Consider the following 13,627-nt stretch of genomic DNA (forward strand, 5'->3'; position numbering starts at 1 on the left):
GCCTCTGGAAGTAGGGGCGATCGCCAATTCAATCAAATCAGCACTTCTTAACCCGCAGGAGAGGCAGCGGCGGGGATTGAATGGCAAAGAGTATGCAAAAAAGTATTATAACTGGGAGGCGATCGCCCAACAAACCATCGATGCCTACCAGCAGATTTTGTCATCTATACCAGAAGCAATAAGCAATAAGCAATAAAATCAATCGTTTCAGCCATTAACACGTCCTTACTATTTTAGCTGCAATACTTGTCAACAAAACTCTGCAATCCTGCCTGATATCCTGCCCCTACCGCCTGAAATCTCCAATCTCCATTCTTTCTATACAAACGCCCAAATTCTACAGCAGTCTCTCGCGAAAAATTCTCTTTTAATTCATACCGAACAAGTTCGCTGCCTGTATCTAAATTTACAACTTTGATAAAAGCATTTTTGATATTACTAAAATCTGCCTTAATTTTCTCTGCTTCGTGAATGGTGACAACGAAAGTCATTTCTTCAATTTCAGGATTAACTCTTTTTAAGATAACGCCGTAAATAGTTTTATTCTGTTTATTTGGGTTATTTGTGTCGGGAATAAATTGCAGTACCGAACTGTCAGAGGATATCAGATTATTGTAAAATATAAAATATTTCTCGTTGGGTACTTTGCCGTCAGAACCTAGCATAAACGCAGAGACATCTATGTCGTAGTTTTGTCCTGCCTCTGTCACTTGCCAACCGAGGGCGATCGCCATTTTTTTTAAATCCGGCGCTGCTTGAGATATGTTAAATCTTTCACCCTTACTTAATTGGACTGCCATCTGCTTATTTGTCAAACATAAAACTTGATCTTGCCGATCTTAATATAAAGTGACATGACAATTTATGATTTTTATTAAAATTTAATATTTGGCGTGTGATACCGGGCTTGATTTAAAATACGTACTTGCTGTCTCGGAATTTATTGAGATTTAGTGACCTAGAATTACGCAAGTAAAAACCGGGCTTTATACAAAACCCGGTTGCGAAGTTAAACTTAATGTAATCCTAATTTTGAGCATTTTCAGAACTGGCTGGGAGGGTAACAAAGTTACCGAAAGCTCCAACGCTTTGATAGCTTTTTTTGCCCAGTTGGGTTGTGTAAATGCTGGCAACACCTAAGTTCTGACGCTCTGTTGTATTGTCGAGCAAATGTTCGATCGATCCGCGCTGCGAAGTCAGCAAATTTTTGCAACTGCCGATCAGCGTCTGTGCAACACCGCTCAACGCTTCAGGGACGCGAGAATCCTTGCACACAGTGTTTTCCAACTCGGTTTGGAGTACGCCGGAAGCATAAGTTAGGTATTTGTCTCTCGGAGGATTTGTAAATACCATGCCGGCGGCTAACACGGTGAGGGCGAGCGCAATTTTTCCGACATTGCCGAAAAAATTAGAAGTAGACTTGTGAGTATTCATTGGTTTATCAATAATCATTTTTTTTCCTAGCTCGGTTGAGTTATAAGCTTATCTTGATTTAAACTACACCTTCTCAGAAACAGATTTCAGAAAGAAGAGGACAGTTTTTAGATTGGAGAGGAGTTGCGAGTAAGTCTCTAACTTGCCTACCTTCCTTCTACTTTCCTCCCTCGGGCAAATCCGCTAAATCTTCAAAATAATCTCGATCGGAGGGCAACCACGGGGGGATTGCCCCTACCGAGCCGCTGTTTGTATATTTGGGGCAGGTGTTTGTAGGTTTGGGGCGGATCCGATGCCCGCTCCACAAGAGTTTAACGACGATTCAGCGCGATTTGCGCCGATCGATCTCCCGCTGCAACTCCTCAATCTGACGGCGCAAAGCCTCCGTCTCGCTGTTAGGCGCTTGTGACTTGACATCAACCGCACCCTCAGCCACAGCCCGCTTGTAGTTTCCCAGCTTAATTTGGCGGTATTCCTCCGAAGTGGCCCAGTCTCGCAAGTACCGCAGGCGTTCCACCGGGAAAGGGTGACTCAGCATCGCGCCTTGGCCGCCGTTGTAAAGTAAAAATTTATACACTTGGTTGAGATTGTCCCGATCGAGCTCTTGATAATTGTCAGACTGGCGGATAAATTCTTGCAAACTGCATTGGTCAGCATATTTACTGCTAACTCCCGCAAGTTTCATCATCGTTTTCATCACGCCGTTCAAATCATCTGTCACCAACAAAGCCGCCCGATCCGCCGACAATTCCGCCTTGCGCCGCCACTCATAAAAAGCGTAAATTAAACCGCTGCCGACCATATTTCCCAGCCCGAAAGTCATCTCGCCAATGGTCGATGCGATGCTCATCGCCCACATCGCCATTTGATTTAAAGTTGGATGGCCGCATTTTATGTGTCCCAACTCGTGAGCCAGAACTACCTTGATTTCTGACTCTTCCAACAAGTCTAAAAGACCCGTATTTAACACTATGTATGGCTGGTTTTTTCCTAGGGCGTAGCTGTTAACAGCGGGATTTTGAGAAACAAACAAACCCGGTTCTGGAAAAATATCTAAATCCTGCACGCACTCCCGAAATATGTGATAAATGCTGGCATATTGACGCGGGCCGACTTGGATGCTATTTCCCATTAGGTAAACGAATTGCGGTCGTTCGTAGACAAATTCTACAAATTTGCTGGCAATTAAGTCAAATCCAGGTACGCTGCGTAACGCTTCTTCGGCTTGGCGATCGAGGGGATGCTGAAAAGCTTCACTAGAAATTCCAGTATAAGTAGGCATGGTTGTTGCAAAAATTACATTTAAGATATCAGTATTGCCGATCGCTGCGGTGGTAGCTGACGGCCGACTTATCAATATTATCTCTTGTGGAACAGGCATCTTGCCTGTAAAAATTGTGGAACAGGCATCTTGCCTGTAAAAATTGGCGTTAAAATTGTGATTCTGGTACAGGTGCGATCGACAAACATCTTTCGCTATCTGTCAATCAAAAATCAAAACGTGCAAAAATGGCTATCCTGCGACTCGAAAACGGTACAACATACACTCAACTAAGCGATATTGCGCGCGAACTTGCTCCTTTAAACATTCAACTCAACCGCTGGCCCGTGGGAGACAACCCAGAAATTCCCGAATTGCTGGCTAAAGATGCTCTTGACGACAATCAAAAAGAACAAGTCCTGCAAGCCCTCGACAGCTACTTTCAACAACTCAAGGAAACCGCAGGCTATCAATCGCGAGACTTAATCGTACTGCATCCAGACATTCCCAACCTCGACACCATGCTGTCCAAATTCAACAAGTGTCACATCCACGCCGACGATGAAGTGCGCTATATCGTAGCAGGAGAGGGAGTTTTCGGTTTTGTGCGTCCAGACGGTAGTCAAGTAGAACTCACAGTACAGCCGGAAGAATTTATCAACGTGCCGGCGAATACGGAACACTGGTTTTATTTGACAGCAGCCCGGAAAGTTAAAGCTGTGCGATATTTTACCACTATGACTGGCTGGACACCGGAATATACGGATACTAAAGTTCGATCGGGCTTAGCTGCTGTGTAAAAAGGTTCGTTGTAATCGAGCGGGTGTGTCGCCACGAACAATCCCTAAATTCTACCTACAATCTCAGGGCGACGCACCTTACAGATGACCAATTAAACTTGAATTGCATAACTAATCGAGCGGGTGTGTAGCCATTAAATATCCCTAAATTCGATCGACAATTGCAGGGGCGACGAACCTTACAGGGGCGATTGAAAATATCAGGTGCGTCGCCCTGTAGATTGTGGGCTTTTATTCGGAGATTTATTGCCGGCGACGCACCCTACAACTTTGTTCGACAACGTTGTCGGCAATGATGCTTTGATTTAAATAAGCTCCGTCTCGAAGTTTCAAGACAGCGTTGCTACAGTTGAATTGAGCTACAAGTTTTACATCCTCACTAAAACCACGTTCGGTAAGTTCTTTACCAGAAGAGCAGCTAAATAGCGCAGAATCAAGGCAATGTTGAACATCCTTAAAGACTGATAGCGCAGCTCGTGCTTCCGGAGACTTAGTTCCTTTTAGATAACTTATAATTGCTCCAGCACCTATTAAGTCCTCAATAGCGGGGCGGAGAGTTCCGTCCTCCCACCTTTCACCTGCTGCAGGAATCACCGCAACAGAACCGCCGAGTTGAGCAGTATATTCAGCCACAGCCAAACAATTTCGCAGACACCCCGCCAGAGTATGCTTGCCCATACTTGCAAGCGTTAATGTTGAGCCATTGGGAGATGGTAGAACGAGCTTAGTATTGGCAGCCATACCAACAAGTGAGGAAGGAGAAAGGGAGAATTAACCAGAGAACCGACGCTTGAAGCTAGCTAGTTGAGCATTTTTCAACCTCGCGTATTCAACAGCAGTATCATCTTTCCAACGATCAGGAAATATTATTGCACCATTATGTACCGCTATGTCTACACATGTTGAAAAAGACATCATATCTATAATGATAACAACGTCGCTGATTAGAGAAAGTTTTTCAACTCCTTGCATTCCCCATTCACAACGAACGTCGAATTCTGATTGCTCATAAAACATTGCTGATTTTCCCTTGTATTGACCAACATCTGAGACAGTATGATTCATCTTTCTATTCTCTCCTCTGTGTCCTCTGTGTCCTCTGCGGTTCAATCATTCCGGTACAGCCAGATTTGTTGATATTACTCGGGTAATTTGAGATATCAGGTGCGTCGCCCTGTAGATTGTGGGCTTTTATTCAGAGATCGATCGCAGGCGACGCACCCTACAACTTGAAATTAGGTCAAACTTTGTGATTTGAAGATCGCAAAATACTCAAAGCAACCGCCTCCGCCACCTTAATTCCATCAATCCCCGCCGACAGAATTCCACCCGCATATCCCGCACCTTCCCCAGCAGGATAAATACCTTCTGTATTCAAACTCTGATAATCTTCCTGGCGCTTGATCCGAATTGGTGAAGAAGTGCGCGTTTCCACCCCAGTCAAAACTGCATCATCCATCGCAAATCCTTTAATTTGTTTGTCAAAAGCCCCAAGTGCTTCGCGGATAGCTGCGATCGCAAAATCCGGCAAACTTTCGCTCAAATCAGTCATCACAACTCCCGGCGTATAAGAAGGCTGCACAGTGCCTAACGCCGTGGAAGGGCGATTCGCCAAAAAATCACCTACAAGCTGACCGGGGGCGTTGTAAGTGCCACCTCCCAACTCAAATGCCCGTTCTTCTAGGCGACGCTGAAACTCAATTCCCGCCAAAGGATGACCCGGATAATCCTCCGGCGTGATACCCACCACAATCCCGCTGTTAGCATTGCGTTCGTTGCGAGAATATTGACTCATCCCATTCGTCACAAGTCGCCCCGGTTCCGACGCAGCCGCCACTACCAAACCACCGGGACACATACAGAAACTGTACACAGAACGATTATTTTGGCAGTGGTGAACCAGTTTGTAATCGGCGGCACCCAAAAGCTTGTGGCCGCTGCTTTCGCCAAAACGACAGCGATCGATAATAGTTTGGGGATGTTCCACCCGAAAACCAATAGAAAAAGGTTTAGCCTCGATATAAACCCCGCGCGAAAACAACATTTCAAAAGTATCGCGGGCGCTGTGTCCCACCGCCAAAACGATATAATTACTAGCAATATATTCTCCGCTGGCGGTGGTTACTCCCTGCACTTTGCCATTTTCGATGTGAATATCTTCCACACGAGTTTGAAACCGAATCTCGCCGCCTAACGATTCTATTTTCTTTCGCATATTTTGGACAATTCCTACGAGCTTAAACGTGCCAATATGCGGTTTATTAATATATAAAATTTCCGGTGAAGCTCCTGCATTAACAAGTTCCGTCAGTACCTTCCGCCCGTAATGCTGAGGATCTTTAACTTGGCTGTAGAGTTTGCCATCGGAAAAAGTACCCGCACCACCTTCGCCAAATTGAGCGTTAGATTCTGGGTTGAATTCTGTTTTTTTCTGCCAAAATCCAAAGGTGTCAGCGGTGCGATCGCGCACTTCTTTTCCCCGTTCCAAAAGGAGCGGGCGAAACCCCATTTGTGCCAGCATCAGCCCTGCAAACATCCCGCACGGCCCCGTGCCGATCACAATGGGGCGAACCGTCAAATTGCTCGGCGCTTCGGCTACATAGCGATAATTCATGTCTGGTGTTACCATCACATGAGGGTCTTTTTTGAGGCGATCGAGAACTTGCTTTTCCTGTGTCGTCTCTACATCCACAATATAGACAAGGAGGATTTGCCCTTTTTTACGAGCATCGTAGCTGCGCTTAAAGATCGTATAGCTGAGCAATTCTTCCGGGGGAATTTGCAGCTTTTTGAGAATGCTGTCGGCGATCGCACTTTCAGGATGATCTAAGGGGAGTTTTATTTCGGTTATTCTTAACATATAGCAGAGGGAAGTGCGGCAACAGATTGGGTAACGGATTTAACTGAGATGTTGCACCATTCTCAATCACAGGCAAGATGCCTGTTCCACAACAACTCAATTTTATTCAATAACAGGCAAGATGCCTGTTCCACAACAACTCAATTTTATGGTGGAACGGGTCGGAGAGCCCGTTTCTAAACAGATTTAGATTTTAGATTACAGAAGCGTTATAATAAACAAAAAATTAAGTTTTGTAAAGACCCTTGACTGCAACATTTACACCCAAAAACAGCCGCACCTGGCACGCTCTCAACCCCCTGTGGGAAGGAGCAGAAGACTCAGTACAGAAGGGTTTACCCCACACTAAGCTAGCACCGGCATGGCAAATAATGCTCCTGGGCGACGGTTCCCCCACCCGTCACCTGCAATTACTGACAGGGGAACCCACAGAAGTAGATGTGATCGATATGTCGTTGGTGGGTGACAGCGCAGACGGTGCGCCTGCACAAATTGTCGCTGTTCCCGGGCCGCGCCTGCGCCGTCAAGTGTGGCTGCGGACTGCTTCAGGACAGCGTTTAGCCTATGCAGCTTCTTGGTGGGAAGCGAGTCATGTAGACGAATATTTGGAAAATAAATCTTTGCCAATTTGGGCAAGTTTAGCGCGGCTGCGAACAGAATTGTATCGCGATGTGCAAGGCATTTATTGCGGTGAGTCGGTGGTTTTGGAGTCGGCTTTTCAACAGTCGGGGCCTTTTTGGGGGCGACACTATTTGTTTTGGCATCACGGTAAGCCGTTGACGCTAATTTATGAGGTATTTTCACCTTATTTAACTAAGTATTTGGGGCCGATGTAGTTGTAATATTGTAGGCGATCGCACAACCATCATAAAGTTTGATCGTTCGGACTTCAGTCCTTGATGAATGCGGACTAAAGTCCGAACGATCGAACCAGTCACTGAAGTAGGGTGCGTCAGCTAGGGACACGCTATAAGCTCACAATCTCATAACTGACGCACCACCGAATCAATGGTGCGTCAGTTATGAGATTGAGCGTGATGATTGAAACATCCCACGCTGACGCACCCTACGAATACTGACGCACCACCGAATCAATGGTGCGTCAGTTATGAGATTGAGCGTGATGATTGAAACATCCCACGCTGACGCACCCTACGAAACTACAAACTTGTAATTTTTTGCCGAAATTTCACTCGCAAACCGTCGCGCGGGTGCGGAGTCGGTACTCGGATTAAATTTAAATCTTGATCCGGTAACAGTTCCCATTCGCACTCCCGAACAATCTTGGCCGCAAACAACTTCATCTCTAACCGCGCGAATTCTTTCCCCAAACATTCTCGCAAACCGCCGCCGAAGGGTACGTAACTAAAAGGTTTCGCATTTGTCGATCGCTCCAAACTAAATCGATCGGGGTCAAAGCGATCGGGTTCGGGATAAACTGAGATATCTTGATGCGTCTGATTAATTTCATAAAGCACGCTCCAACCCTTCGGAATTTCGTAGCCACCGAACTCGCAAGCCTTAATTACCTGCCGAAAACCGCCTCCCACCGGCGGAATCAACCGCAGCACTTCTCGCATAACCTGCTCTAAATAAGTCATTTGTTTGAGCTGTTCCAATGTCACAGGTTCAGCAGTCCTAAACTGCTGTTGTTCAGCGCGAACTTTTGCCATCACATCGGGATTTTGAGCCACGAGAAGGCAAAAAGAGGCGATCGCCGAAGTCAGAGTTTCGTGTCCCGCAAACAACAGCAACAGCACTTGATCCTTCAACTCCTCCAAACTCAAAGAATTGCCATCATCATCGCGAGCACAAATCAGCAAACCCAAAGCATCATTCCCGCCGGGATCTCCTTTTTGTCTGTCTAGAATAATATTTTCGAGTTCTGCTAACAGCAAATCCCGGCATTTTTTCGCCTTCCCAAACTTAGTCCAAGGCACATCTAAAGGAATTGAAAACAAACCCTCACACCAAGTCTCAAAATAATGTCCCAGTGCCGTTTCCGAACCATTATCAATCCCAACTAACAACTTACTAGCCACATCAAAAGTATAATTTCTCAGTTCGGGATACCACGCAAACTCGCTTATTTGAGTCCACCTTTGCAAATAGCGCCCGGTGATATCTTCCATCCCGCCGATGTAGCCAGCCAGAGCTCGCGGTTGAAACGCTTGATAAAGCAGCTTGCGCCGATTTTGGTGTTCAGAACCCGTTTGCAGCGCCAAAGAAAGCGGCCCTAAAAGCGCTTTCGTGCTGGGAGGCCAACTTACCACAAAATACTGATTTTCATGGCTTAAAACAAACAAATTCGCCTCCTGACCGCACACAAACACGGTAGGTTGTCCGAAGATATTGGTTTGGAAAATTGGCCCGTACTGTTGGTGGCGTTTTTTGGCAAATTGGGAATCTCGCAAAAAGTTGATGGTATCGCCAATTAGCGGCCAACCGAAACTGCCTGGAGGTAATGTCATTTTAGATTTTAGATTTTAGATTTTAGATTTTAGATGTTTAATATCATATCAAATTCTGAGGACTAAAGTCCTCACTACAAACTAATTTAATTCTCTCTTCTTTGAATCGGAATCTCGATCGCAAATTCAGTGCCTTTCCCTACCGCCGAGCAACAGTTGATTTTACCTTGATGTTTTTCGACAATAATTGAATGGGAAATTGCTAAACCCATCCCCGTCCCGGAACCGATCGGTTTTGTAGTATAGAATGGATCAAAAATCCGCTGCTTGACTCGATCGCTAATACCTGGGCCGTTATCAGCAATCACGATCCTAGCGAAAGTACCTTCTACTTCTGTACGAATGCGGATAATTCCCTGATTTTCCACCCGTTCTTGTAAAGCGTCAATGGCGTTAGCGATAACATTCATAAATACCTGATTCAAAAGTCCGGCGTAGCACTCCACCAGCGGCAATTGTCCGTATTCTTTAACTAATTGAATTGCTGGGTGGCGGTACTCTGTACCCGCTACGCTAACAAGCTGAGCTTTCAGACGGTGTTCTAAAATCATTAACGTGCTGTCGATGCCTTCATGAATGTTAACATTTTTCATGTCAGATTCATCCAGGCGAGAAAAATTCCGCAAACTCCGCACGATATCTCGGATGCGAGTGGCTCCCACCTGCATGGAAGATAGCATTTTTGGCAAGTCGTCTAACAAGAAATCCACTTCTAACGCTTCTGTTTCCTGCTGAATAGCTGCTGAAGGTTCCGGGTATTCATCTCGATACATTTGCAGCAGTTTCATCAGGTTTCTGGTGTATTCTTCTGTGTAGGTAAGATTGCCGAAAATAAAGCTGACCGGGTTATTGATTTCGTGGGCAATTCCTGCTACCATCTGACCGAGACTCGACATTTTTTCTGCTTGCACGAGCTGGGTTTGAGCTTGCTGGAGTTCGCACAGAGTTGCTTCTAGTTGGGCAGTTTGTTCTTGTGCTATCCGAGCTGAATCGACACTTTGAGTGTAGAGTTCAGATTGATTAATGCCGATCGCCAATTGATTGCCCACTGCTACCAACAGTTCCACTTCCTCATCGCTCCAATACCGCACGCCACTACAAGCGTTACAAGAAATTACCCCAATTTTACCAGTAGATGTTTGAACTGGAATGTTCAGTAGAGAGTGGAATCCTATATTAGTGAAAAACTCCCGCTCTACAGGATCGGTAACTGTCTCAAAATCATCGATCCGAATGATTTCTAAATTGGCAATCCGCTCGGCGTGAGAACCAGTCACACCCGCAGGATATACACCCAAAAGCGAAGGCAAATCGGCATTTTTTGCCTCGTATTTCAGATCCCAAACAGGCTGCGAAGCCTCGATCGCATACCAAATAAACACACAGCGATCGAGTTGCAGCAACTCGCGAATCTGGTGTACAGTTGTTGCCAAAATAGTATCTAAATCCAGAGATTTGCGGATCTTGCTAGCTAGTTGGTTCAGCAGCGTTTCCTGTTCCGCTAATTTGCGGAATCTCGCTTCCGACTCTTGCAACTGTCTTTGAGCTTCTTTTTGTTTCGTTACGTCCAAACCCAAACCAATTAAGCCGATCGCCTTACCGCAATCATCTTTGACCTGAGCTTTAATTGTCTCCATCTCGTGACATTCGCCGTCAGCAAGCAGCAGCAGTTCTTGTGCATGAGAGGGAGTATCTTGGCTCCAGGCTTCCACGTCAGATGCCATGCAGTTAGCAGATGCTTCTAATCCCAAAACTTCGGAATAGTGAGAGGCTGCTAAAAATCTTGATTCGGGAACAGCCACATCTTCGCAGAAAGTTTTGTTGACTAATAACATTCGCCCGCTAGGATTTGCCATCCACACCCAGATCGGAGCGTTGTCAATAATTCCCCTCAAAGTTTGTGTTTGGGCGGCGAGAGCTTCTTCTGTTTGTTTGCGCTTGATTCCCAGGGCGATCGAATCGGCAATTGACGCAAAAGAAATCAGCGTAGATTCCGTCAACTCCTGGCGACCAAACATGGCGATTACTCCCACCAACCGATCGTCCACAATTAGCGGATATCCCGCAAAAGCGACCATGCCTTCTCGCTGCGCCCACTCTTTATCGCTGACTCGGGCATCTTCTTGCACAGAATTAGTGAGGTGAGGTTTTTGCTCTCGAGCGATTAAACCAATCTTGAATTCGCCGACAGCAATACGACTGTGAGCGCCGTCAAGGTGAGTGTACATCCCCGAACTAGCTTGCAGCTCCAAGACATTTCCCTCTTCATTCAGCGTCCAAATCCGAGCAAACGCAGCATCCAAATGGCCCACAACTGCATCGGTGCAATTTTGCAAAATTTCAGGTAAAGTCTGGTTTTGAGTCAGAGCCATTCCCACATCTGCGGAGAACAAGGAAAGTTTCAATTGTTCTGCTAAAGCTTGTTCTGCTTTTTTGCGATCGGTAATCTCGACAGCACTACCAACAATCCGATAAATTTTACCAGATTCGTCTCGCAGCGGAGTCAGAGTTGTGATAGACCACACTTCTGTCGTGCCAAAACTAACAGCTTGTTCGTAGAAGACTGAGCTATTTTCTAGCATACATTCTCTTAATTTATTCCGGAAAAATGCTGCCGTAGACTCTGACAAAATTTCTTCGGGAGTTTTGCCGCGCCCGCACTCACTGCTGATGCCGCTGAGTAACTCTGCTGCTGAGTTCCAGCCACTATAGCGAAACTCTCCGTCTGCGCCTACATCTACTACGAAAATGCTGTAGTCCACACTGTCATAAATGCTACGCAAAAATTCTTCTTGGTGCTGAAGTTGTTGTTCTGTTATTTTGCCATCGGTAATGTCGGAGTGGGTGCCCACCCACTCGCGAACGCTGCCGTCTGCGTTGAATACGGGTACGGCGCGCGCGCTCATGTACCTGTACTCGCCGTCGTGCCGCAGCAAGCGGTGTTGTATTGCGAATAAGCTGCGATCGGCTACTGCCTCAGACCACATCCTGGCAGTATATTCTCTGTCGTCTGGATGGATGTTATCGATCCACCCCCATCCTTTAATTTGGTCGTAAGTCGATCCCGTGAATGCACTCCATCCTGTTTGTTCGGTGACAAATTCGCCTGCGGTTTTCATATCCCAAACAATTTGGGATGTGGCTTGAATTAAGCAGCGGTAACGTTCTTCGCTTTCTTGCAGGGCTTTTTCGGCTTGTTTGCGATCGCTGATGTCGCGAGATACGCCAACTACGCCGATAATATTTCCTTCTGCGTTTTTCCAAGGGCATTTTGTGGTTAGCAGTGTCCGCATTTCTCCATTTTTGGGGACAAGTTCTTCATAGCTTAAATTTTCTCCTCCTGCAATTGTTTGGCGGTCTCCTTCGATAATTTGCTGGGCAATTTCTGGGGGAAATAAATTTGTATCGTCGCGGCCGAGCATTGCATCCGCCGAGGTTTGCAGCCAGTCAGCAGCCACCGTATTTACGATCGCGTAGCGGCCTTGAATATCCTTAACAAAAATGATATCCGGCGTGCTTTCTATCACCGATCGCAAGATAGAGTTGCTGTGCTCTAGCGACTCTTGGGCGAGCTTGCTATCGGTAATGTCGCGACCGATCGCGTACATCAATTCTTCTTCGCAGAAAGGGCTAACAGTCCAGGCTACCCACTTGTAAGAGCCGTTGCGACACCGCCAGCGATTTTCAAACCCAACGGTATGATTGCCCGCAGCAACGCTTTCAGCTTCTTTGAGAGTAGCTTGGCGATCGTCTGGATGCAGGAATTCAACGAAGGGTTTGCCAACTATTTCGGCTGGGGCATAGCCCAGGATTGTTTCGGTGGCTTGGTTAATGCGCTTGAAATAACCGTCAAAACCAACGATGCACAGCATATCTGGGGAGAGGCTAAAAAAGCGATCGCACTTGTCGGTTTTGCCCGATTGGCGATCGTTTTTCTTAGCAGCCAAGGCGTGCGATCGCGCAGCTAGCCCCAGCAAGACAATATTTGCTATTCCCAAAATTGCAATTTCTCTTTTGATTATGTAAAAAATATTGCCGTTACTTGCGACCCACGACCAGTTGAATGAAAACAGCAATATTGTTAAAATTAAAAGTAAAATAATTCCTGAATATTTAGCTTCGTTTATTTTTTTATAAAGCTGAACATAAGCTGTTTCTTGCTGTTTTATATGCACCAAAAACTGAGAATATATTAACAAAGATTTTGCCAGAATTGATAACTCAGGGGCTTTGCCAATTAGTGGTATTTGTAATAAATTTTTCATGATAATTTACTTGAATAAGCTGATGTTTTTGGGACAGTTAAAAACCAGGTTAAGGTGTTCAAATACTCCTCCTATCTATAAAGTTTGAGGCTTTGGCGAAATATATAGTTTTTTACTTTGGGTTTATCTCAGCAAAAACTCTACAGATTTAAGTGGATTTACTTAGTTAGCGAGTAATCTCTTCTTAGCTGGTGCGTATTTTAGTAGAGGCAGACAGGTATAAAGGGACTTATCTCTAATATTGCACTAGCTGTTGCTGTTTGGCATTAGACATTTGGCCTAATATAACAGTATTCCTGAAATCCTTGCGCGTCAATACCAAGTTCATAAAATATTGCTATAATTAGTATATCTATTTTAGACATCGAATTTTTTTCGGTAGAGTTCGTATTCGTATCACCACTTTATGAAATTGCTATAACTAAATTGAATCTTACCCAAAAATTATGAATTAAAAATGAAGAATAACTGCTGATTTGTCAAGGTTAAATAAACCTATAAGCATTTCTAAATAACATAAGGTGCTCTCATAGGCC

10 protein-coding genes and 1 pseudogene are annotated in these 13,627 nt (G+C 45.4%); 3 read left to right on the plus strand and 8 right to left on the minus strand.

Features of this window, described 5'->3' with window-relative positions; all coding sequences use genetic code 11:
• Positions 1–196, plus strand: a 196-nt coding sequence (locus IQ270_RS21975; protein WP_368670135.1) for a glycosyltransferase, incomplete at its 5' end; no start/stop codon positions are given.
• 37 nt (positions 197–233) lie between these two features.
• Here the strand turns inward: IQ270_RS21975 and IQ270_RS21980 are convergent.
• From IQ270_RS21980 to IQ270_RS21990, 3 genes are all read right to left on the minus strand, one after another.
• Positions 234–800, minus strand: a complete 567-nt coding sequence (locus tag IQ270_RS21980) for a TerD family protein (RefSeq protein WP_193975334.1) — start codon at positions 798–800, stop codon at positions 234–236.
• 226 nt (positions 801–1,026) lie between these two features.
• Positions 1,027–1,452 carry a DUF4359 domain-containing protein gene (locus IQ270_RS21985; RefSeq protein ID WP_193975335.1) on the minus strand — a complete coding sequence of 142 codons (426 nt, stop codon included), beginning with the start codon at positions 1,450–1,452 and terminating at the stop codon, positions 1,027–1,029.
• Positions 1,453–1,756: 304 nt separating this feature from the next.
• Complete coding sequence (locus IQ270_RS21990; RefSeq protein ID WP_193975341.1) at positions 1,757–2,716, minus strand: M48 family metallopeptidase; 960 nt, start codon at positions 2,714–2,716, stop codon at positions 1,757–1,759.
• A gap of 227 nt (positions 2,717–2,943) precedes the next feature.
• On the opposite strand from IQ270_RS21990, the gene IQ270_RS21995 reads away from it, so the two are divergent.
• Positions 2,944–3,495, plus strand: a complete 552-nt coding sequence (locus tag IQ270_RS21995) for an acireductone dioxygenase (protein WP_193975336.1) — start codon at positions 2,944–2,946, stop codon at positions 3,493–3,495.
• Positions 3,496–3,738: 243 nt separating this feature from the next.
• On the opposite strand, the pseudogene IQ270_RS31295 reads toward IQ270_RS21995, so the two are convergent.
• The 3 genes and pseudogenes from IQ270_RS31295 to IQ270_RS22005 form a co-directional block, all read right to left on the minus strand.
• Positions 3,739–4,245, minus strand: a pseudogene (locus tag IQ270_RS31295) (2-phosphosulfolactate phosphatase); the annotation flags it as partial.
• Between the two features lie 21 nt (positions 4,246–4,266).
• Positions 4,267–4,560, minus strand: a complete 294-nt coding sequence (locus IQ270_RS31300) for a hypothetical protein (RefSeq protein WP_228056585.1) — start codon at positions 4,558–4,560, stop codon at positions 4,267–4,269.
• A 175-nt stretch (positions 4,561–4,735) separates the two neighbouring features.
• On the minus strand, positions 4,736–6,355 hold the full coding sequence (locus IQ270_RS22005; protein WP_193975337.1) for an NAD(P)/FAD-dependent oxidoreductase: 1,620 nt from the start codon (positions 6,353–6,355) through the stop codon (positions 4,736–4,738).
• Positions 6,356–6,600: 245 nt separating this feature from the next.
• Between IQ270_RS22005 and IQ270_RS22010 the strand changes: the two genes are divergently transcribed.
• Positions 6,601–7,191: a chorismate lyase gene (locus IQ270_RS22010; RefSeq protein ID WP_193975338.1), complete on the plus strand. Its 591-nt coding sequence runs from the start codon at positions 6,601–6,603 to the stop codon at positions 7,189–7,191.
• A 324-nt stretch (positions 7,192–7,515) separates the two neighbouring features.
• On the opposite strand, the gene IQ270_RS22015 is transcribed toward IQ270_RS22010, so the two are convergent.
• Together IQ270_RS22015 and IQ270_RS22020 are read right to left on the minus strand one after the other, a co-directional pair.
• Positions 7,516–8,826, minus strand: coding sequence for a cytochrome P450 (locus IQ270_RS22015; protein WP_193975339.1), 1,311 nt, complete (start codon positions 8,824–8,826; stop codon positions 7,516–7,518).
• 86 nt (positions 8,827–8,912) lie between these two features.
• Positions 8,913–13,091: a PAS domain S-box protein gene (locus IQ270_RS22020; RefSeq protein WP_193975340.1), complete on the minus strand. Its 4,179-nt coding sequence runs from the start codon at positions 13,089–13,091 to the stop codon at positions 8,913–8,915.
• Positions 13,092–13,627: the final 536 nt, after the last annotated feature.

The organism is Microcoleus sp. LEGE 07076 (assembly GCF_015207455.1).
Lineage (GTDB): Bacteria > Cyanobacteriota > Cyanobacteriia > Cyanobacteriales > Microcoleaceae > Microcoleus.

Coding starts and splice junctions, on each gene's coding strand:
- IQ270_RS22015 (WP_193975339.1), bottom strand. CDS start 8,826: ATGACATTACCTCCAGGCAGTTTCGGTTGGCCGCTAATTGGCGATACC.
- IQ270_RS22005 (WP_193975337.1), bottom strand. CDS start 6,355: ATGTTAAGAATAACCGAAATAAAACTCCCCTTAGATCATCCTGAAAGT.
- IQ270_RS21980 (WP_193975334.1), bottom strand. CDS start 800: ATGGCAGTCCAATTAAGTAAGGGTGAAAGATTTAACATATCTCAAGCA.
- IQ270_RS31300 (WP_228056585.1), bottom strand. CDS start 4,560: ATGAATCATACTGTCTCAGATGTTGGTCAATACAAGGGAAAATCAGCA.
- IQ270_RS21990 (WP_193975341.1), bottom strand. CDS start 2,716: ATGCCTACTTATACTGGAATTTCTAGTGAAGCTTTTCAGCATCCCCTC.
- IQ270_RS22020 (WP_193975340.1), bottom strand. CDS start 13,091: ATGAAAAATTTATTACAAATACCACTAATTGGCAAAGCCCCTGAGTTA.
- IQ270_RS21985 (WP_193975335.1), bottom strand. CDS start 1,452: ATGATTATTGATAAACCAATGAATACTCACAAGTCTACTTCTAATTTT.
- IQ270_RS21995 (WP_193975336.1), top strand. CDS start 2,944: ATGGCTATCCTGCGACTCGAAAACGGTACAACATACACTCAACTAAGC.